Annotated in this window: 24 protein-coding genes and 1 tRNA gene; 10 read left to right on the plus strand and 15 right to left on the minus strand. The window is 66.4% G+C overall.

Annotated elements, in window-relative coordinates:
* Positions 1-125: 125 nt before the first annotated feature.
* The 5 genes from JOD27_RS10330 to JOD27_RS10350 all read right to left on the minus strand — a co-directional run bounded on the left by JOD27_RS10330 (position 126) and on the right by JOD27_RS10350 (position 3,327).
* Positions 126-644 carry a hypothetical protein gene (locus JOD27_RS10330; protein ID WP_204761878.1) on the minus strand — a complete coding sequence of 173 codons (519 nt, stop codon included), beginning with the start codon at positions 642-644 and terminating at the stop codon, positions 126-128.
* A gap of 238 nt (positions 645-882) precedes the next feature.
* On the minus strand, positions 883-1,755 hold the full coding sequence (locus tag JOD27_RS10335; protein ID WP_239566904.1) for a helix-turn-helix domain-containing protein: 873 nt from the start codon (positions 1,753-1,755) through the stop codon (positions 883-885).
* Entirely contained in the window at positions 1,748-2,635 is an 888-nt protein-coding gene (locus JOD27_RS10340; protein ID WP_204761880.1) for a helix-turn-helix domain-containing protein, read from the minus strand. Before JOD27_RS10340 ends, JOD27_RS10335 begins: the two co-directional genes overlap by 8 nt.
* 126 nt (positions 2,636-2,761) lie before the next feature.
* Positions 2,762-3,019 (minus strand): hypothetical protein, encoded by a 258-nt coding sequence (locus tag JOD27_RS10345; RefSeq protein WP_204761881.1) that lies wholly within the window; start codon positions 3,017-3,019, stop codon positions 2,762-2,764.
* The gene (locus JOD27_RS10350) at positions 3,016-3,327 is read right to left on the minus strand and encodes a hypothetical protein (RefSeq protein ID WP_204761882.1); all 312 of its coding nucleotides are present in this window, start codon (positions 3,325-3,327) and stop codon (positions 3,016-3,018) included. Before JOD27_RS10350 ends, JOD27_RS10345 begins: the two co-directional genes overlap by 4 nt.
* A gap of 209 nt (positions 3,328-3,536) precedes the next feature.
* Between JOD27_RS10350 and JOD27_RS10355 the strand changes: the two genes are divergently transcribed.
* On the plus strand, positions 3,537-4,664 hold the full coding sequence (locus JOD27_RS10355) for an NsdA family TPR-like regulatory protein (protein WP_204761883.1): 1,128 nt from the start codon (positions 3,537-3,539) through the stop codon (positions 4,662-4,664).
* Here the strand turns inward: JOD27_RS10355 and JOD27_RS10360 are convergent.
* Complete coding sequence (locus JOD27_RS10360; RefSeq protein ID WP_204761884.1) at positions 4,639-6,216, minus strand: tyrosine-type recombinase/integrase; 1,578 nt, start codon at positions 6,214-6,216, stop codon at positions 4,639-4,641. The two genes, JOD27_RS10355 and JOD27_RS10360, sit on opposite strands and share 26 nt — an antisense overlap.
* A 136-nt stretch (positions 6,217-6,352) precedes the next feature.
* Positions 6,353-6,428, minus strand: a tRNA-Arg gene (locus tag JOD27_RS10365).
* Positions 6,429-6,579: 151 nt separating this feature from the next.
* Here JOD27_RS10365 and JOD27_RS10370 point away from each other — a divergent pair.
* Positions 6,580-7,416, plus strand: coding sequence for a hypothetical protein (locus JOD27_RS10370; protein ID WP_204761885.1), 837 nt, complete (start codon positions 6,580-6,582; stop codon positions 7,414-7,416).
* Between the two features lie 10 nt (positions 7,417-7,426).
* A complete protein-coding gene (locus JOD27_RS10375; protein WP_204761886.1) occupies positions 7,427-8,164 on the plus strand; it encodes an FkbM family methyltransferase in 738 nt (245 codons plus the stop codon).
* A gap of 66 nt (positions 8,165-8,230) precedes the next feature.
* Here the strand turns inward: JOD27_RS10375 and JOD27_RS10380 are convergent, their stop codons facing one another.
* The gene (locus JOD27_RS10380) at positions 8,231-11,425 is read right to left on the minus strand and encodes a penicillin acylase family protein (protein WP_204761887.1); all 3,195 of its coding nucleotides are present in this window, start codon (positions 11,423-11,425) and stop codon (positions 8,231-8,233) included.
* 441 nt (positions 11,426-11,866) lie between these two features.
* On the opposite strand from JOD27_RS10380, the gene JOD27_RS10385 reads away from it, so the two are divergent.
* Entirely contained in the window at positions 11,867-12,514 is a 648-nt protein-coding gene (locus JOD27_RS10385; protein ID WP_109631945.1) for a response regulator, read from the plus strand.
* A 51-nt stretch (positions 12,515-12,565) separates the two neighbouring features.
* On the opposite strand, the gene JOD27_RS10390 is transcribed toward JOD27_RS10385, so the two are convergent.
* Positions 12,566-14,068 (minus strand): tetratricopeptide repeat-containing diguanylate cyclase, encoded by a 1,503-nt coding sequence (locus JOD27_RS10390; RefSeq protein WP_204761888.1) that lies wholly within the window; start codon positions 14,066-14,068, stop codon positions 12,566-12,568.
* Between the two features lie 44 nt (positions 14,069-14,112).
* Positions 14,113-14,745 carry a 5,6-dimethylbenzimidazole synthase gene (bluB, locus tag JOD27_RS10395; RefSeq protein WP_204761889.1) on the minus strand — a complete coding sequence of 211 codons (633 nt, stop codon included), beginning with the start codon at positions 14,743-14,745 and terminating at the stop codon, positions 14,113-14,115.
* A gap of 84 nt (positions 14,746-14,829) precedes the next feature.
* Between bluB and JOD27_RS10400 the strand changes: the two genes are divergently transcribed.
* Positions 14,830-15,186, plus strand: coding sequence for a hypothetical protein (locus tag JOD27_RS10400; protein ID WP_204761890.1), 357 nt, complete (start codon positions 14,830-14,832; stop codon positions 15,184-15,186).
* On the opposite strand, the gene rpsR is transcribed toward JOD27_RS10400, so the two are convergent.
* The 4 genes from rpsR to rpmB are packed head-to-tail and all read right to left on the minus strand — an operon-like array spanning position 15,134 to position 16,059.
* Positions 15,134-15,367 (minus strand): 30S ribosomal protein S18, encoded by a 234-nt coding sequence (rpsR, locus tag JOD27_RS10405; protein WP_204761891.1) that lies wholly within the window; start codon positions 15,365-15,367, stop codon positions 15,134-15,136. The genes JOD27_RS10400 and rpsR overlap by 53 nt on opposite strands.
* The gene (rpsN, locus tag JOD27_RS10410) at positions 15,367-15,660 is read right to left on the minus strand and encodes a 30S ribosomal protein S14 (RefSeq protein ID WP_189255683.1); all 294 of its coding nucleotides are present in this window, start codon (positions 15,658-15,660) and stop codon (positions 15,367-15,369) included. Before rpsN ends, rpsR begins: the two co-directional genes overlap by 1 nt.
* Before the next feature lies 1 nt (position 15,661).
* Complete coding sequence (rpmG, locus tag JOD27_RS10415; RefSeq protein WP_189255682.1) at positions 15,662-15,829, minus strand: 50S ribosomal protein L33; 168 nt, start codon at positions 15,827-15,829, stop codon at positions 15,662-15,664.
* Positions 15,829-16,059, minus strand: a complete 231-nt coding sequence (gene rpmB, locus JOD27_RS10420) for a 50S ribosomal protein L28 (protein ID WP_239566680.1) — start codon at positions 16,057-16,059, stop codon at positions 15,829-15,831. The genes rpmG and rpmB overlap by 1 nt, the downstream gene beginning before the upstream one ends.
* 65 nt (positions 16,060-16,124) lie before the next feature.
* Between rpmB and JOD27_RS10425 the strand changes: the two genes are divergently transcribed.
* The 3 genes from JOD27_RS10425 to rpmF are packed head-to-tail and all read left to right on the plus strand — an operon-like array spanning position 16,125 to position 17,418.
* On the plus strand, positions 16,125-17,009 hold the full coding sequence (locus JOD27_RS10425) for a GTP-binding protein (protein WP_204761892.1): 885 nt from the start codon (positions 16,125-16,127) through the stop codon (positions 17,007-17,009).
* A complete protein-coding gene (locus JOD27_RS10430) occupies positions 17,006-17,257 on the plus strand; it encodes a type B 50S ribosomal protein L31 (protein WP_204761893.1) in 252 nt (83 codons plus the stop codon). The genes JOD27_RS10425 and JOD27_RS10430 overlap by 4 nt, the downstream gene beginning before the upstream one ends.
* Entirely contained in the window at positions 17,257-17,418 is a 162-nt protein-coding gene (gene rpmF, locus JOD27_RS10435; protein ID WP_204761894.1) for a 50S ribosomal protein L32, read from the plus strand. The genes JOD27_RS10430 and rpmF overlap by 1 nt, the downstream gene beginning before the upstream one ends.
* On the opposite strand, the gene JOD27_RS10440 is transcribed toward rpmF, so the two are convergent.
* Entirely contained in the window at positions 17,415-18,062 is a 648-nt protein-coding gene (locus JOD27_RS10440; protein ID WP_204761895.1) for a histidine phosphatase family protein, read from the minus strand. The genes rpmF and JOD27_RS10440 overlap by 4 nt on opposite strands.
* A gap of 74 nt (positions 18,063-18,136) precedes the next feature.
* Here JOD27_RS10440 and JOD27_RS10445 point away from each other — a divergent pair, with 74 nt between their 5' ends.
* The gene (locus JOD27_RS10445) at positions 18,137-18,457 is read left to right on the plus strand and encodes an EthD family reductase (RefSeq protein ID WP_204761896.1); all 321 of its coding nucleotides are present in this window, start codon (positions 18,137-18,139) and stop codon (positions 18,455-18,457) included.
* Positions 18,454-19,269: a 3-hydroxyacyl-CoA dehydrogenase family protein gene (locus JOD27_RS10450; protein WP_204761897.1), complete on the plus strand. Its 816-nt coding sequence runs from the start codon at positions 18,454-18,456 to the stop codon at positions 19,267-19,269. The genes JOD27_RS10445 and JOD27_RS10450 overlap by 4 nt, the downstream gene beginning before the upstream one ends.

Consider the following 19,269-nt stretch of genomic DNA (forward strand, 5'->3'; position numbering starts at 1 on the left):
TCCGTGACGACATGTCCTGAGACAGGACGTTCACTGGTCTCAGGACATGTTGCATCGAGGCAGAACAGAGCCCACGCCTACTGACATTGGTCAATTGAGACGGGACAGGCACGTGGCACCCGTCACTACGTGATCGTGCGCCGCCGTGGTCGCGACGCGGCACGCTGGTAGTCGTCCACAAGCCGAGCCAGTGCGTCCATCCGGTTGCGCCACGGCCCGCCGTGCACGCGCGCCAGGCTCGCGGTCTGCGCCTCCCAGCGGCTACTACGCCGACCGGTCACCGACAACACCTGCTCCAGAAACCCCACCACGACCGGAGCATCCTCAGCCCCCGCCAGTACCCGCCACCCGGTTCGTGTGGGGTCTGCCGAGCGTTCGAGCCGGACGGTGTTCAGGTCCAGCGGAGCAGGGCGCGTCGGCGGCTTGGCTCGGCTCGGTCGCGGCTTGCTTTCCGTGACAGGTTCCGTGACGGGCGGTGCGGGCGGCTCAGCCGCCACGGCAGTGGGGGCGACCGGGACGAGTTGAGCGAGTTCGGCAGCGGCACGCGTGAGCTGATGTGCGGCCAGCTCCGTGTCCCCGTCCGTCAGTACCGCCCGCCGCACCTCGGCGGCCGCCGCCTCGACAGCGGCCACGGCCGCCAGCACGTCACCATGCCGGGTGGCGACACGAGCGCGGCGAGCGCGTTGACGGCACGCGGCGTTGTGGTAGCGGGCCGGTCGCCCACGGTTCGTCCCTGCCTGCAACGGCTGTCCGCATCCCGCACACTTCACGGCTCACCACTCCGATTCGTGACTAGTTTCGTGACGCCCGTATCGAGCATAGCAAGGTTGTCACGAAAAGAGTCACGAAAGTGTGGACGCCGCCCAGCCAGGCTTCGGCTGGTCAGCGTGCGGTGTCTTTGAGGTCCTGCGCCGCGCGGTGGAGATGCTCGGCCGTTAAGGCGTCCGTGAGCGTCGTGGACCTCAGCCGACCGAACCACTCCAGGTATGGCCGCCGCTCAGCCTCGCTCTCAAGCCACACGCCGCCGTGCGGGCAGTCGAGGTACACGACATCGTCAAACTGCGCCTCACGGAACGACAGCACAGTGAACGAGGTTATCCCCGCGACCGCACCCGCACTATCCGGCATGAGGTACACGCTCACTCCGGGAAGCTGAGCGAACACCGCCAACTGAAACAACTGGTCGGCCATCACCAACGCACTGCCGACAGGCCGCCTCAACACCGCCTCTCCCAGAACGAGATCCACACGCAAGCTTGGATCTTGGTCAAGTTGGGACAGCATCTGCGCACGGTGCTGATCGTCGTAACCGCAGTGACCTTGCTCAGAGACCGTCTGGACTTGTCCGCCTCGAACCGCGGTCGAGTACTCGGGAGTCCAGACCAGCGGCGGTAAGACGTCCAGTGCCACCACCCGCGCGTAGCTCGCCTCAGCCTCGACCTCGGAGTAGGTCCAGCCGACACAGGGCCTCGTGCCGCCGGTCGTCAGGTCGAACGTGCGGGGATCACGTGCGCGCTGCGCACCCCAGAACACCGGCTCTCGCCGGACGTCGTCGATCCCGTAGACCAGCGCGAGCGCCATCACGTCGGCAGCGGTGATCGGGACCAGCCCGTTCTGCATCGTCGAAGTCTTGGCCGGAGACCAGTGCACGCGCGCGGTCACTTCCGACAGACTCAAGCCGCTTTCCAAGCGCCACAACGCAAGCGCACGCGCAACAGCCCGATTCAGAAGACTGGACCTGAACCCCCTAGACATCACGGTCCGTCTCCGTCCTCAGCGGACAGTCCTGCTCCGTAGCCCATGAGAGGTCGCACAGGCGGACCAACAGCGCCTTGGAAGCGTCCTCGTTCAAACTGCTCGCATCGAGTGCGCGAATGACCTTCTCGTAGCCCCTGACCGCGTCCGCCGCCTCAGTGAAGAGACTGGAGTTCTCCGTCTCCGTCCACACCAGCGGTTCGTACTTCGGGAAGGCCAAGTACGTGAACGGTCCGGCCAAGCCCGCGTGCGCGCCACGCGAGACGGGCACGATCCGGATCGTGACGTTCGGCCGGTTCGCCATGTGTAGTAGGTGAAGCAACTGCCCGGCGTGCACCTCGGCACCACCGACCGGCAGAAGCAACGCCAACTCGTGAATGAGGAACGTGCACCGCACACCACGCCACAGCGCCTTCTGCATCGCAAGATGTGTCTGTACACGCTCTTGAAGGTCACTCGCCGGCATCGTGGAGGACGCGCGCAGCACCTCGCACATGTAGTCCGCTGTCTGAAGAAACAGCGGCACCAGGTGCGTGTGCCAACCCGTCAGTGTCTTGGCCAGCTTCAGATTTTCGACAGCCGTCCGGACCTGGGCAGGCGCGTACATGCCGTGCTGCTGCCACCAGCCACGGATGTGCGTCTCCGGGTACAGCGCCAGCAGATGAGCTGCCTCAGTCGACTTGACCCGGCAGGCACCCAACAGGGCGGCAACCTCAACCTGAGTGGCACCACCCTTGCCGTTCACCACGTTCGACAGCTTGGCCGCGTCCCAGTCCACGATGTCGGCGAGCGCGCACAAGGTCAGACCGGCACCCTCGATCGCCGCTCTCAGGCCAGCGCCGAACTCACGACCGCGCGCGGTAGAGATCCGCTTAGGCATACCAACTTCCTTGCAGTGGTTCGAAAAGACGATGAGAGAAGCCGACGCGGCGACGCGCGCCGCGTCGGCTCTCCCTGACCAACCTCGGACGAGGGTGAGACGGAGCCCCGGAGGTTGGCGGCTTTGTCACGACGGCAACCGCTTGGGGAACCCACCGGCCTGTTCGGCCTGGTCCTCGACAGCGTCAACCGTCGTCGGCTGTTCGGACTGCTTGCGGTCCTCGGCGTGGTTCACGAGGAGTCCTCCGAGCGAGATCAGGATCTCGCCGAACTCCTGCTGCCGCTCTGGCGTCAGGGTTTCCATGACGAAGTCGAACAGGACGTTCGGCATGAGTTTGGAGATCTTCCCGAACTCGGTGATCAGTTCGGTGTCCTCGGACCTCACGAGGCAACTCCTCGCGCAAGCTGTGACTCTTCAAGCCTGTGCCTGCCAGTCGACGCGGGCGGCTTGATCGCGGGCAACTCCTGTGTGTCTGCTGTGCGCGCTGTCGGCAGTGAGACCGGAAGATCCTCCTGCGGGCTGTCGGTGGGCTGCAGATCGTCGAGCGCGTCCTGAACGTCCGCGTTCGCCCAAGCAGCCTCCTGGGCGGCATTCACGGCCTCCTCAGCAGCCGCTCGGGCTTGTCGGACGTACTTCCGGCCAAGTGCCACCGTGTACGCGAGCGGCAGCACCAGCCACACCACGAACAGCACGACTCCTGTTGCATCCCACACCATGATCGTCCACCGTCCTCCCGAAGAACGTGACAGCAGACATCAGCGTCTCCAGCGGCAGGGTGGGCGTAAATGACCTGGCTGTGACCACTGGCGACATAACGCGACCTATACTGATCGGCGCTGACATCAGTGAGGCGGAAGGTCAGCCGATGGATTCAGGAGATCGACAGCGACAGTCACGGACGTTGTTCGGCGAGCTGCTGCGCCAGCGGAAGCAGACGGCAGAGGAGTTCAGTCAGGAGGCTGAGCGCTTCGCGCGCGAGCGAGGATTGAACGCCACCATAAGTCCGCGCCATGTCCAGCGGTTCGCGTCTGGCCGCCGTGCCGATGGCAAGCCTCTCGGTCTTCCTCAGCCGTCAACGCGACGTCTGCTCGAAGGCATGCTCAGTGTGCCGATCGAACGGCTGCTCGAACCTGTGCCCGATGCCGCACCCGTGGTCACGGATGACGACCTGGGATTGCAGGCCCGGATTGCCGCCGGGCGGAACATGGACATGGAGACCGTCGGCCTCCTTCGGCAGAAGCTCGACATCACGCGCGTGATTGATCGCCGACTGGGCGCGTCCGCCTTGCTCGGCGAGCTTCGCGCCCAGATAGGCCAGATGGAACGAGCGATGCGTGACGTGCTCAGCCAGCCGATCCGGTCGGGTCTTGCCGAAGTTCTCGTCGACGCTTCCGCTCTTGCTGGTTGGCAGTCGCTCGATCAGGGACTCGTCAGTGAATCGTGGGACCATTACAACACGGCTCGAATGGCAGCGCGTGAGGCACGCTCGCCAGCGCTCGAAGCTTATGCGTGTGCTGGACAGGCCGTTGTGTTGCTCGACATCGGCGAAGTGCGAGCGGCCGTTGAGTTGACGAACTACGCGCGGACAATCGCCAAAGGGAGGGTTCCCGAACTGCTCTTCGCTTGGCTCACCGCAGGCTACGGTGAAGCGTGTGCGGCGAACGGAGAGCGTGACATGTGCATGCGCGCTTTTGATGAGGCTCTGCGTTCTATGCCCGCCAGCATCGACAGTTCGGATACGCCGTATCTGGTGTTCGACTCAACACACCTGGCGCGTTGGCGCGGCAGCGCGCTTGCTCGGCTCGGTGCCCGGGAGGCCGTCGAGGTTCTGTCCGATGTCCTGCGCCGACTCGATCCCACTTTCACACGAGCTGAAACCGCGCTCAGGGTTGACCTGGTGCAGGTCTTCACCGCCACGGGGGAGAAACACGAAGTAGCCGCACACGCGGAGCGTGCGCGGCTACTTGCTACGCAGATCGGATCTCAGCGCCAGCGAAAGAGGCTTACTTCGCTGCTCGTTTCCGGCTGAGGCTCACGACTTCGGCAATGTCTGGCTCTTCTCCCGGAGCCAGCACGACGGCGCGCTTACCACGGCTCGCGTGAACGAGTCCTTCGGCTTTCAGCTCTGCGATAGCGCGGTTGACGGTTCCGGCTGACAGGCTGTAACGGCTCTTCAGCTCGACCACGGTAGGAAGTTGGTCGCCCGGACGCAGTGCGCCGCACGTGATCGCGCCTCGAAGATCTGCGTAGATCTTCTGATACGGGTTGTCGGCCGTCGGTTCCAGAGTTGTTGTGACAGCGCCGGACTCGGAAACCGTGATCGGCGCTTTGGGCATCCGGGTGCCGATGTTCCCGGCTGCCCGCTGGTCAGCCTCCGAGACCCAGGCGGAGTAAACGCGCAGCGTGGTGGCGCCTCCGCCGCTGTGTCCCAAGCGGCCGGCAACAGTGCGCACGTCCACACCTGCGGCGATTAGTTCCGTGGCGGAGTAGTGGCGCAACTGGTGGATGTTCATCTTCCAGCCGAGTCGTTCGCACATACGCCGGTATCGCTGCGTGACAGTGTCCGGCTTGAGCCAGGTGCTGTGATCGACCGACGACGAGAATACGCGGCTATCCCTCTTGAGCTTGACTCCGCCGATCTCTGCTTCGGCTTTCCGCTGGTCGATGTAGGCGCGTAGAAGGCCGACGGTTTCCGGGTCGAGCGCGATGCGCCGCTGTTGGTGAGTCTTGGTGTCCTGCTCCCAGGTTTCAGCGCCGTCCTGCGCGATGGCCGTCTGAATGGATAGGACCGCGTTGTTCAGGTCGAGCAGGTCCAGCCGTAGCGCGCAGACCTCACCGCGTCGTGCGCCGGTCGTCATCGCGAGCCACACGAACATTCCCCAGGGAAGATCCTTGAACGCCTCGTTGACGATCGCGGCTGCCTGTTCGGGAGTGGGAGGCTTCGGATTCGGCTTGACCGGCTTCGGTGGTTTCGCCTGGGCGAGCGGATTCACCTTGATCCAGCCCCAGCGAAGCGCGCAGTCGAGCGCGCCGCTCAGGCAGAAGTGAACCTGACGAACGGAGTTCTTTTCCAGCCCCTTGCACTCGTGAGGCTGGCAGTCGAGCTTCTTGCAGTCGTGGTTCTTCTCTTCGGACTTGTGCTCGACAAACTTCCTGCCTCCGCAGTGGGCACGGCACAGTCGGAGGGTCGCGTAAAGCGAGTCGATGACCTCGCCGTCCAGCTTCGCCACCGGCAGATCACCGACAAGCGGACGGATGTGGTTGTTGATGTACCCCTCGTAGCCCTTACGCGTGTTCCGCTTGACGTCCAGGTTGTCCAGGTACCGGTCAAGGAGGGTGTTCACGTTTGCTTTGGTGCGCGGACTGCGCTGTTCGTCGATCTCGTTGAGGATTCGCGTCTTGGTCTTCTCTGCTTCGTCCCAGAGATCGGGTGTGTCTTTGGGAATCGTCTCGTGACGGTAATTCCGAAGGCCCGTCAGCGGGTCGACTCCCGCGTACACAACCACCCTGAGCGAGCCGCTCGGCAGGACCTCGATCCGCCCGCGCTCGCGGTCCTTGGGACCTGCCTTGCGCTTGGTCATGGTGCGACCGTACGCCCGCCTCGCACCACGCGCGGCACCACGAAGGCGGGTGCTGATCGTCTTCAGTGTCGGCTGAAGACTGAGGGCTCTGACCTGTTTTCACTGGTCAGAGCCCTCAGTTTCACCCGGCGAAAGGTGGTGCCCCAGGCAGGATTCGAACCTGCGACACACGGTTTAGGAAACCGATGCTCTATCCCCTGAGCTACTAGGGCTGGCACCAGCAGTCTAGCGGGGCGCCGCCACCGAGTTGACCAGCGCCCCCGCTCACGCACCGTAAGGGGCCAGATGACACCCCTGCGGCCGTTGGGGGGAAGTGAGGCAGACCACCTTCTGTCCTGGGGAATCGTCAGGTAGGGAGGGGGCGTGAGCAGACCGTGGCCCGACTTCCGTCCTGGACCCCTTGGCGCCCTCAAGGCTTGGTGGCGGCGGCGGGTGCCTCGGCGTGCCGAGGACTTCACCTTCGTGCCGCCGGCGAGTAGTCATCAGCAGGAGTTCGAGACGCCCTTGCCCAGTGCGGTCTATGGGCTGGACTTCCAGGTGAAACTGACGATCGTGTGGCGGTTGGATTTGGCCACCGGGCTGCGGCACAACTCGCCGCGGAGTGCTGCCATCCATCACGTTTTGCAGCGGGCGAAGGAGATCAGCGGCAAGGCGATGTTGGTGCACCATGCGGCGTTGCAGCATCAGCTGGGGGATGAGCTCGCCACCGAGCGGCAGGTGCCCGGGACGCACGTGTGGGCGCGGGCTGAGCAAGTCAAGGTCAGCGTTGACGACGAGGATCTGGAGATGGCTCGCAAGCACATCGAGCTGTTGCGGAACTCCACGTTCAAGTTGGCCGAGCGGGATGTCGAGCGGGCTGAGATCCGGTATCTGCGGGACGAGGTGTTGACGGACGTCGGTACGGCCACGATCTGGTGGTTGCAGCGCAACGGGTATCAGGTCGAGGAGGCGGTGAAGCTGTCGGGGCACCTCGCTGAGCTCGTTCAGATCGCGCAGCGGGAGCCGGCCACGCACTGGGCCGAGTCGTTGGTCAGCAGCGTGGAGAAGGCCCTGCCTGAGCTCGAGGACTCGCATCGGCGGGATCTGCGGCAGCACCTGGCCAAGGCGTTGAGTGTTTATGGTGGGTCGCGGGTGGCGGCTGAGTTCGCTGATCAGATCGGGTTGCCTGCGGGCGAACAGCACACCAACGGGCACGTCTAGGCTGGTTCGGGTGCTGACCGAACTTCGCAGTGCCGCGGTGGTTGCCGGGTTGCGGGCGCTTGCCCGGCTGACGCCCTATGCCGAGCCGGAGCTGATCGGGCTCCGGAAGATCGTCAAGGCTGGTGACGTCTGTGTCGACGTCGGGGCGGCTTTGGGGCTCTACACGGTCACGTTGTCCAGACTGGTCGGTCCACAGGGGACTGTGCACAGCGTTGAGCCGTTGGTGTTCGCGCATCCGGCTCTGTCGTACCTGTTGCGGCCTCGGGAAGGGCGCAACATCAGGCGGCACTCGGTCGCTCTGGGGGCGCAGGAGCAGGGTCGCGAGGTCATGAGCGTGCCGGTGCGGCACGGGAGCCCTGTCACCGGGCGGTCGTTCCTCACGGTGGGGGCCAACGGGCTCGGGTCCAACGAGGAGTTCGACGAGCATCTCGACGTGGTGGTGAAGACGGACACGCTCGATCACTTCGTCGAGGTCAACGGGATATCGCGGCTCGACTTCGTCAAGGCGGACGTCGAGGGGGCCGAGCTGCGGGTGCTCGAAGGTGCGAAGGAGACCATCGAGCGGTTCAAGCCGGCGTTCCTGCTGGAGATCGAGGAACGGCACGTCGAGCGGTTCGGGTATCGGGCGCAGGACGTGGCGGACTTCCTGGCTGAGCGCGGGTATCGGATGAGCACGTGGCACAAGGACGAGTGGGTGCAGACCGGCCACATCGGTGAGTCCACCAGGAACTACCTGTTCCGGGCGTGAAGAAAAGTCCGGAAAAGTAGAGGACGCCGACCCCTGGGGGTGGATCGGCGTCCTCATCTCGAAGGCCTACAAGCTGTAGACCTCAAGCTCGTACAGGGAGTATCCGTAACGTGTGGCCCGTTGGGTACCCGTCATCCGGAGGTATCTCGCGTCCTGTGGCGTGAACGCTACGACATCATCGCCGCCGTCGCCAGCACTTGTGGTGAAAACGTTCCGCCAGTTCGTCCCGCCATTGGAAAGTTCGATGCGGTAACCGCTGGCGTAGGCGGACTCCCAGTGCAACACTGCGCGACCGATCCGTTGCACAGAGCCAAGATCTACCTGGACCCATTGGTCGTCGCTCCAGTCGCTGGCCCAGCGCGTCGACGGGTTGCCGTCCAGCACGTGTGACGGCGGGAGGTTGTTCCAGCCGGTTTCGTGGGAGGACGCGGAGGCGACGGCGTGTGTTGCCAGGTTGGTGATGTTCTGGCTCCTGCGGGACGGGAACTGCACGACCTGCTGGAAGGTCGGGCGGTTCTGCCAGCTCATCTTGTCCTGGGTGATGCCGCCCATGGCGCGGTGGATGATCGCGTCGGCGCACCACTGGTCGCCTGCCTTGCAGTCCGCGTCACCTGGGTAGACCTGGTTGGCGGGCTTGGCGGCCGCCTGCGTCAGCGAGCTCACCATCGCGGCCCGGCAGCCGGCCAGCGTGCCGCCGCCGCAGTAGGTCTGCGGGAAGGCGCCCTGGACCGGGTCGCCCAGGACCTTGCGCAGGTCCTTGTCCACGTAGCCCCACCAGCCGTACTGAAACGAGGAACCCTTGTGCGGTGCGGAGCCGTGCGCGTCGGACGGGGACTCGTCCACCTGCTGGGCGCTCGCCACGGCGTCGTACAGGCTGTCGCCCAGGGCGGGCTTGAACTCGGCCTGCACCAGAAGCGGCCACCACGCATCAAGAATCCTGATCGCGTCGGCGTGGGCGTAGGTCTTGCTGCCCTTCGAGGTTTCCTTCCGCAACGAACCCGAGCGCTGCCAGTCCTTCAGCTTCTGCACGACCGGGGCGAGCGTCGCGTCCAACGGTGCCGACTCGAGCACGCGCAGCAACTCCGGCAGCACCTCCTGGGCGCGGAGGTCGGCCAGCGCGGCCTCGCCCATCACTCGGGTCAGTGAGGCACGTGTGACCTTCTGGCCGGAGGCGATCAGGGCCTTGACCCGGACGTCCAGCAGGTCGCCGCGGTGCACGGCGCTGTGGCCGAAGCCGCCGAAGGTGAAGTCCTTCGCCTGCTTGTTGTTCCACGAGATGTAGTAGTCCTGGTTGATCGAGTTCGGGTGCCCCTCGAACGGCATGTACGCCGCGACGTTCTCGGTGCCGTCCCAGTCGACCCACTCGTACTCGGCGCGGCCCCACGTCGGCAGGTTCGGGTCCACAGTGGACCGGCGTACCGGGTTCAGGCCCGAGTTGAAGTACGCGACGTCCTTCGAGTCGGCGTAGAACCAGTTGAACGCGTACCCGATCCTGTTGGCCGCGCGCTGGAAGTCGGAGGCCGAGCGGATCGCGGACGGGTCGTTGAGCTCCTGGAAGCCGATGATCGAGTCGACTTCGTGCATGTACGTCGAGCGCAGCGTCGTGTACGCCACGACCTTGCCGCCGACCGTCGCGCGGCTCGTCACCAGGCCGTACTTGGTCCGCCACATCACCAGCGTGTAGGAGCCCGCCGGCGTGCCGTCGGCCACCGTCGGCTTCCACGCGTTCTTGCGCTCCAGGCGCTCCATCGGCAGGCAGGCGCCGTGGAACAGGTAGGAGGTCGAAGCCTTCGTCGCCGGCGAACCGTCGGCGTTGCACAGTTCCACGGCGTACGTGTCGATGATGTCCTGCGCGGACGAGGTCGCGCTCCACGAGTAGTCGACGCCGCGGCCGAGTTGCACGTACATCGAGACACCCGCGAACGACACTCCGCGCGAACGGATGCCAGGACCGTTGAGCTCCTGCAGCAACAACAGCTGCGGCGCGAAGTAACCGGTCTGCGGTCCCCACACGGCGATCGGGTTGCCGGAGTCGGTGTACGCACCGGACACGGCCAGCGCGTTGGACATGCCGTGCTTCTTGTTCAGCAGGTCGGCAGGCAGAACACCATCGGAGAAAATCCCGGAAGCCTTCGCCAGGTCACCGGATGCGGGCACGGCAGCGGAGGTGCCCGTGCCGCCCACCTCGTCGTAGACCATGCGTTCCGGCGTGATGCTGCCGGAGTCGGGGAGGGCCACCCCCTCAGGCGAAGCGGGGGAGGCCGCGTACGGGAACGACTGTCCGTTGTGGAGAGTCAGCACGGCCTCCGGGTCGTTCTGCGCCCGGAACGCCTTCCACACCTGCTCACCGACGGCAGCGCCGTACTTGTTCTGCGCGGCCAGCTTCACCAGCGCCGACTGCACCTCGCCGCCACCGCCGGCACCGAACAGGCCGCCGACGACCGAAGCGATCGCCACCATGTCCGTCGCCTTGAACGGCTGGATGTCGTTCCAGTTCGTGATCGAGTCCGCGTGCCCGGTGAGCACGTACTCGCCGGGGAAGTTCCGCGCCGCCACGGACTGCGTGATGTAGGCGTTGATCCCGGAGATGTAGTCGTTGACGTCGGCCAACGCCTGACGTCCCCGCTCACCGTTCTTCGCGGCCGCGGTGTCGATCTGCTTTTGCAGGTCGGCCTCGGTGTACGGGATCTGGTTGTAGAAGCTCTGCTCCAGCGTCCGGTTGGACGGCGCGCCACCGGCGAAGCCGGAGAGCTGCCCGCGGCCGAGGTGGCGGAACAGGTCCATCAGCCACAGGCGGTCCTGCGCTGCCGCGAACCCGGCGCCGAACATCGTGCCGGACCGCGTGGTGCCGGTGATGTGCGGCATGCCGATCTTCTTGTCCCGCACGATGGTCACGTCCGAGCGCGGCTTGACCGTGCTCTCGACCTGGTCGGACGGGACACCGAACGACGCGTCGTTGAAGAAGTTCGTGAGCTGGTCGTTCGTGAGGCCGCTGTAGCCGGACGACATGGCGTCGTACTTGCCGAGCTGGTCGGCCGAGTGCGCGGGCCTGGTGCCGAACGCCTTGTGCGCCAGGATCTCGGCCAGGGTGGCGTTGCCGTTGTTGCCGGGCGGCACGATGTCGCCGCATTGGCCGAGGCAGTAGTCGTCGGCGGCGAACGCGACCGCGCGCGAGTCCGCGTGGGCGGACGGGGCGATCATGAGGGAGGCGGTGACGGTGGCGGTGACCAACAGGGACGTCACCGGATTGGCTCTCCGCATGGCGCGAAGCTCCTCTCCGAGCGGTGCAGGGATGTTGTGACGAAGGTTACTTTCCAGTAGGCCTATCGCGAAAGACCTTCGCGTTTGCCGTGTCGATCTCGGGCCGCCTGTATCGATCCCGAAGACATCCAGAAGCCCATACGGGAAGAAACGATGGGCAGTTTCCGATTCCGCGCCGCCGTATCCGTGTTTCTGGTACGACATTCCACTCAGTGGGATTTCGATGTTTGGTCACTCAGGGTCCCGATGTCGCCCCCCAAGTCCTGGTGACATGCCTACGCAGCGAAGTCGGAGCGCTATTCCGGTAACTGTGAACGGCTCTCGCCATCTCGAAAAACCGTTACCACATGATGAGATAACTGAGAATTAACGTGACCTTCGACGGTTGTACGCGAAGATCACGAACATGAGGGAGCACGGAACGCCAATGCGGGAGGCGTCGTGATCAAGGTTCTGCTGGCCGACGACGAGGATCTCGTCCGTTCCGGCCTTCGCATGATCCTGAGCAGCGTCGGGGACATCGAAGTCGTCGCCGAATGCGATGACGGACACCTGGTGGCCGACCTGGCCCGCCAGCACCGTCCTCACGTGGTCCTGCTCGACATCCGGATGCGCACCTCGGACGGGCTCGTGGCACTGCGGAGGCTGCGGACCCTGCCCGACCCACCACGGGTCTGCATCCTGACCACGTTCGACGTCGATGAATACGTTTCGGAAGCCTTGAGACTCGGTGCGGCGGGCTTCCTGCTGAAGGACACCGAACCGGAACAGCTCGTCAAGGCCGTGCGCGATCTCGCGCGCGGTGGTGCGGTTCTCGACCCCGGTGTGGCGGCACGGGTCCTCGCGGCCGTTGCGGACGGCGAGCGGATGGCCGAGCCGGCACGCAGGCTCCTCGCGAGTCTGTCCGAACGCGAGCGCGAGGTGCTCGTCCTGATCGGCCAGGGCATGTCCAACGCGGAGATCGGCGGGACCCTGCACCTGTCGGAGGCGACGGTGAAGGGCTACGTCTCGTCGGTGCTCGGCAAGATCGGCGCGGTCAACCGCGTGCAGGCCGCTCTGGTGGCCTACCGCGGCGGCCTGATCGCTTGACGATGAAGGGAACCTTCACCTGACGTGGATGAAGGTTCCCTTCATCGAGGACTAGTTGCCCGAGACGATCTCGGGGATCTCGTCCGCGGAAGGTTCGACCTCGACCCTGTTGCGGCCGTGGCGCTTGGCGCGGTACAGCGCCATGTCCGCGGCCGCGAACAGCTGGTCCAGTTTGGCCGGTCCCGCCGCGACACCGATGCTCACCGTCGGGCGGCGGACCGCGCCGAGCACCATCGTCCAGTCGTGGCTGTCGACGGCCGCGCGGATCCGCTCGGCCACGTTCGGGCCCACGTCCAGGTTCGGCCCGGTGTCACCGAGCAGCACCACGAACTCGTCGCCTGCCCAGCGCGCCACCAGGTCGTCCGCCCGGCATTCCCGCCGCAGCAACGCCGCTATCTCGCGCAGCGCGGCATCGCCCGCCGCGTGGCCCGCGTCGTCGTTCACGCCCTTGAACCAGTCCACGTCGACCAGCACCAGCCACGGCACCCGGCCGCGCGCGGCGGTCGACTCCAGCAACGCCTGCGCGGCACGTTCCAGCCCAAGCCGGTTCGTCAAGCCCGTCAACGGGTCGCGGGTCGCGGCTTCCTGCGCCGCCACCGCGAGCCGTTGCGCCTGCACGGCCACCCGGCGCTGTTCCAGGGCCTGGCCCAGGCCTTCCTGCAGCGTCTCCGTCGCCGTGCGCGCAGCCACCATCGACCGTCGCAACGCCTCGGCCTCGCCGACCGCGTCACCCAGCTCGTGGCAGATGTCCGCCAGCTCCGTGGAGAACCGCAGCAGCAACGACGTGTCGTTGATGCGTTCGGCGTTGCACACCGCGCGGGACGCGAGTGTGCGCGCTTCCTCGAGATTGCCGTGCTCGCGCCGTACGACGGCGAGAACCCAGTTGCCGACCGAGATGCCCCACATGTCGTTGGCATCCAACGCGAGCCGAAGCGTCTCCGCGCCGGTCTCCTCGGCCTTGTCCAACTGCCCGACGCCGGCCAGTGAACGGCCGTAGGCGCCCATCAGCGCTCGGCGCATCGTCTCGTCCTTGACCAGCCCCAGGCCCTCGTCGAGGTACGCCAGCGCTTCCTCGAAGATCGCCGGGGCAGCCGCGGGAGGCCCGGAGCAGGCGCGGAAGTTCAGCGAACCGCCGAGGCGCTGCAGGCAGCGCGCCAGCGTGTCCGTGTTGCCCGCCCTGCGTGCCACCTGCACCGACAACCGCAGCATGTCGAGCGCCGCGCGCCGGTTGCCGATCCCCTCCATGAGGTAGCCCAGGGCAGCCATCGTCTCGGCCACCGCGGGACTCTCGGCGGCGCGTTCGGCGTCCAGGTCGGTCCAGCCCTCCGCGGCCAGCTCCAGGGCGAGCGGAATGCGGCCGAGGCGCCACGCCATCACGGCGCGGTTCACCAGCACGGCGGAACGTGCCCAGCGGTCGGCGCCGGGGGACACCTTGGTGACCACCTCGTCGAAAAGGGAGTTCGCCTCCGGCTTGCGGCCAGCGTCGAGCAACGCGCGGACCTCCCGGTCCAGCCGCGGAATCTGGCCCGCTACCAGCGGATCACGCTGCTCCACTCGTTCATCGACTCCGTTCCGACTCGCCGAGCGGCCTGCACAGGCTACCGGGACGGTCGCGCCCCGTACCGATCGTGGTGCAGGACGTCATCGAGGGGTAGTCGGTTGCGCCAACCGTGACGTTCCAGATCTGGCGTGTCGGGCAGGGATCGAACCGGTCCAACGCACAGCCATGCCACCGGACGGACCCTCGTGGGGATGTCCAGCAGACGGCGCAGCACATCTTCTCGGTAAAAGCTCACCCACCCAACCCCGAGGCCCTCCTCCGTCGCGGCGAGCCACAGGTTCTGGATGGCCAGACACACGGAGTAGAGGCCGGCGTCCGCGATCGCGTGCCTGCCCAGCACCGCCGGTGAGCCGCGATCCGGGTCGTAGGTGACGACGATGCCGAGGGACGACTCCATGACGCCCTCGACCTTGATGCGGGAGAACACCTCTGCCCGTTCGTGATCCAGCTGGGCCGCGAAGACGGTCCGTTCGGCCTGGACGTGGTCGCGGAACGCGCGCCGAATCGATTCATCACGCACCAGCACGAAGTCCCACGGTTGGGAAAGACCGACGCTCGGCGCCGCGTGGGCCGCCGTCAACACACGCCGCAGCACGTCTGAAGGGATTTCCGCGCCGGTGAACTCGGCACGTGTGTCCCTGCGCCGGTGCACTACTTCGTACAGGTTCATTCGTGCGATGGTGCCTCACTCGAAAGCACCAACTTCACGCTGGAGAGGTGGCGCTGATCTCATCCGAGGCGATAGACCGATCGGATGCGAAGAATGCGAGGTGGTTACGGCTCCGCGCTCGGATTCGGCGGCGGAGTCGGCGTGACCACGTTCACCGGTGCCTGGCCGCTGCTGGCCCTCGTCCTGCTCGCCGCCGTCGTCGTGATCGTGTCGCTGCGCACGACGATCATCGGCGCCGGGCTGGCCGCACTGCAGTGCTGGGGCCTCTACGCGACCTTCTTGGTCGGTGTTCGTGGTGATCTGACGGTCGACGAACACACGACCTGGGTGCTCGCGTTGCTGGTGCAGCTCGCCGTGCTGGCCTTCCTGGCCAACACGGCGGTCCGCGTCATCGCCCTTGTGACGGGTACGGCAGCAGGGCCATCTCCCGTGCGTTCTTGATCGCGGTGGCGACCTGGCGCTGCTGTTGCGGCGTCAGGCCGGTCACCCGGCGGGACCGGATCTTGCCCCGGTCCGAGATGAACTTGCGGAGCAGCGTGACGTCCTTCCAGTCGACGACGGTCACGCCTTCCTTCGTGAGCAGGTTCTGCCTGCGCTTCAACGGCCTCTTGCTGTCGCGCATCACCAGCTCGCCTTCGAGACGCCGGGAAGTTCGCCCCGGTGGGCCATTTCCCGCAGGCGGATGCGCGACAGTCCGAACGCGCGGTTGAACGCACGCGGCCGTCCATCCACGGCGTCGCGGTTGCGCAACCTGGTCGGCGACGCGTCCCGCGGCAGCTTCTGCAGGCCGCGCAACGCTTCTTCGCGCGTCTCCGGGTGCCGCAGCATTTCCTTCAGCTGCGCACGACGTTCCGCGTAACGCGCGACGACCTCGCGGCGGCGCTTGTCCGCGGCGATCTTCGACTTCTTCGCCACGTCAGCGCTCCTCTCGGAAGTCGACGTGCTTGCGCGCCACCGGGTCGTACTTGCGCAGCACCAGCCGGTCCGGGTCGTTGCGGCGGTTCTTGCGGGTCACGTAGGTGTAGCCGGTGCCGGCGGTCGACCTCATCTTGATGATCGGCCGGACGTCGTTGCCCTTGGCCATCAGACCTTCACCCCTTGCGCGCGCAGCCGGGCCACGACGGCCTCGATGCCGAGCTTGTCGACGGTCTTGATGGCCTTTGTGGACAGCGTCAGCGTCACGAACCGGTTCAGCGACGGCACCCAGTACCGCTTGCGCTGGACGTTCGGGTTCCACCGGCGCCGCGTCTTGCGTTGCGAGTGCGAGACGCGGTTGCCGAAGCCCGGCTCACGGCCGGTCAGCTGGCAGCGCATGCGCACCTCCTCCAGATGTCGAGCAGCGTTTGAAACGACATTCGTTTTCAACTACGGTAGCCTACATGGAAACCGTTGTCGTTATGGTGGCGGGGCTGGTCGAGCACGACGTCGCCGTGCGGGTGTGGCGGGACCGGCCCGGCTCGGTGCTGGTGCGGCACGTCGCCACGGACACGTGCGTGCGCCGCTGGGTCGATGGCATCGCCACCGAGGTCGAGCTGCTGCACAACTGCGTGTCGTGCACCGTGCGCGAAGACCTGCGGGAACTGCTCGGGACGTTCGCGGGGCACACGGTCGTGCTGCACCTCGACCCGTTGCTGGAGCCGGACGTGGTGCGCCGCGACCTCGGCGTCGGCGTGGAGTGCGTGATCACCGTGCTCGACGCGCAGAGCTGGCTGGACGACGCACTCGGTGACGCCTCGATGGTCAGCGACGAGCGCACGGTGGCCCAGGTCGTCGTCGCGCAGGCCGAGGCCGCGGATGTGCTGGTGCTGCAAGGAGATGCGGACGAACGGACGCTGGCCGTGCTCGACCGGCTGGCTCCGGGAGCGCACCGCTGCACTCCCGACACGATCGTGGTCAAGCGGTCCAACCGGCCGCGGGTGATCCCGCTCACGCCCGAATGCGGTGTCTCGACGGCGGTTTTCACGGCGGACCGGCCGTTCCACCCGGCACGGCTGAACGAGGCGCTCGACTCGTTGCTCGACGGGACGGTGGTGCGTTCGCGCGGCCGGCTCTGGGTCGCGGACGAGCCCGACGTCGCGCTGCACCTGGAATCGGCGGGCGGCGGGATGCACGTCGGAGAAGGCGGCCCGCGTGACGGCAGGACCACGCAGATCGTGGCGATCACGGTGGGAGAGCCCGACTGCATCATCGCGGCGTTCGCAGGCGCGCTGCTGACCGACGACGAACTGTCCTTCGTGGACTCGATCCGAAAGCTGGCGATATGAAGCCCGGTATCCACCCCGACTACCACCCGGTGGTCTTCCAGGACGCGTCCACCGGCAGGACGTTCCTGACCCGCTCGACCGCCACCTCCAGCAGGACGATCAAGTGGGAGGACGGCAACTCCTACCCGCTGCTGGTCGTCGACATCACCGCCGACTCGCACCCGTTCTGGACGGGCACGCAGCGGCTCGTCGACACCGCCGGCCGGGTCGAGAAGTTCAACCGCCGCTACGGAAAGCGAGAGCGCTGATGGCCGTCCCCAAGCGCAAGACGTCCCGCTCCAACACTCGCCACCGGCGCTCGCGGTGGAAGGCCGCCGCGCCGGACCTGGTCCGCGTGAGGACGTTGGACGGCAAGGAACTTCTCGTTCCGCGTCGGCTCGTCGCCGCCTACAGGCGGGGACTGCTCTAGAAAGGGAGCTGGACCGTCCCGTCCGGTGAGTCGCGCCACTGGTCGAAGGGGCGGTCCAGCTTCCACCCCGTGCCGTCGTGGTCGAGCACGCGGTTCTCGCATGTGTCCACATTGGACAGCGACTCGAACAGGTCGATGCTCCAGCCGAACAACCTGCGGCACAGCAACCTGATCGTCAGACCGTGCGACACGACCAGCACCGTCTTCGCGTGCTGCTCGTCGGAGTGCAGCCGCACTTCCAGCCCGTCCAGGAACGCCGCCACCCGGTCGTCCACGTCCGCGCCCGATTCGCCGTTGGGCAGCCGGAAGAAGAAGTGCCCGAACGCGTGGCGCTGGTGCTTGAGCATCTCCTGCTGCACCGGGTCCTGGAGGTTGCCCCAGTCCTGCTCGCGCACCCGCGGCTCGGTCACGACGCGCTCGGCCTCGATGCCGAGCAGCTCGAACGTCCTGCGCGTCCGCTTGTACGGCGACACGTAGGCCGCGACCGGGCCCTCACCGATCAGCTCCCTGATCGTGGCGCCGGCCGCCCTGGCTTGCTGTTCTCCCAGTTCGGTGAGCGGGAGGGCGTGGTCGGGGATGCGGCAGTAGGCGAGCTCGTCGACGTTGCCGAGGCTCTGGCCGTGGCGCAGCAGGATGATCCGCACTCCTCCATCGTGCCTCAGCCCGGCACCCCGCTCGGGCGTTACAGTGCTGGGCGAGCCGAGGAGGAAGCCGTCACATGATCAAGTACATCGCGCTGTACAGGAAGCCCGCGAACCCCGCTGACTTCGACGAGAAGTACTTCGGCACGCACATGCCGATCGCCGACTCGGTACCGGGACTCGTGCGCGCCGAGGTCGCCAAGGTGCAGCGGGTGTTCCTGGCCGGGTTCCTGGGCGACACCGAGCCGTACCTGATCGCCGAGCTGTACTTCGAGTCGGCCGAGTCGATGAAGGCCGCCTTCAAGACGCCCGAGTGGGCCTCGTCCGGCGCGAACCTCACCGAGATCGGCGGCATGGAGCTCGTCGCGATGTTCAGCGCTGAGGTGGTGGAGTCGTGAAGGCCGTCGTCATCGGCGGCGGCACGATGGGCGCGGGCATCGTCCACGTCCTGCTCGCCCACGGCCACGAGGTCACGCTCTCGGAAGCCGACGCCGAACGCGCCGAGCAGGGCAGGCTCGCCGTCAAGCGCTCGCTCGACAAGGCACAGGAGAAGGGCAAGCTCGCCGACGCAGAGGCGGTCTTCGCGAACCTGAGCACCGGCGAGCTGCCGGCGGACGCGGAACTCGTCGTCGAGGCCGTGCCGGAGAACGTGCCGCTCAAGCAGAAGGTCCTCGGTTTCGCCGCCGAGAAGTGCCCGAACGCGATCCTCGCGACCAACACGTCGTCGCTGTCGATCGCGGAGATCGCCGCGGGCCTGCAGGGCGAACGCGTGCTCGGCATGCACTTCTTCAACCCCGTCCCGGTGCAGCAGCTCGTCGAACTGGTCCACCACGACGGCGTCGACCCCGCGAACGTGGCCAAGGCGCGAACCTGGGCCGAACAGTGGGGGAAAACCGTCATCGAGGTGCGCGACTCGCCGGGCTTCGCGACCTCACGGCTGGGCGTCGCCGTGGGCATGGAAGCGATCCGCATGGTGGAGGAGGGCGTCGCGTCGGCGGCGGACATCGACACCGGCATGAAGCTCGGCTACCGCTGGCCGATGGGCCCGCTGGAGCTCACCGACCTGGTGGGCCTCGACGTCCGGCTGGCGATCGCCGAACACCTCGCGGCGGAACTGGGGCCGCGGTTCGAGCCGCCGCAGCTGTTGCGGGACAAAGTCGCACGTGGCGAGCTGGGCAAGAAGACGGGTCAGGGCTTCTTTTCCTGGTAG

It is taken from the genome of Lentzea nigeriaca (assembly GCF_016907955.1).
GTDB lineage: Bacteria > Actinomycetota > Actinomycetes > Mycobacteriales > Pseudonocardiaceae > Lentzea > Lentzea nigeriaca.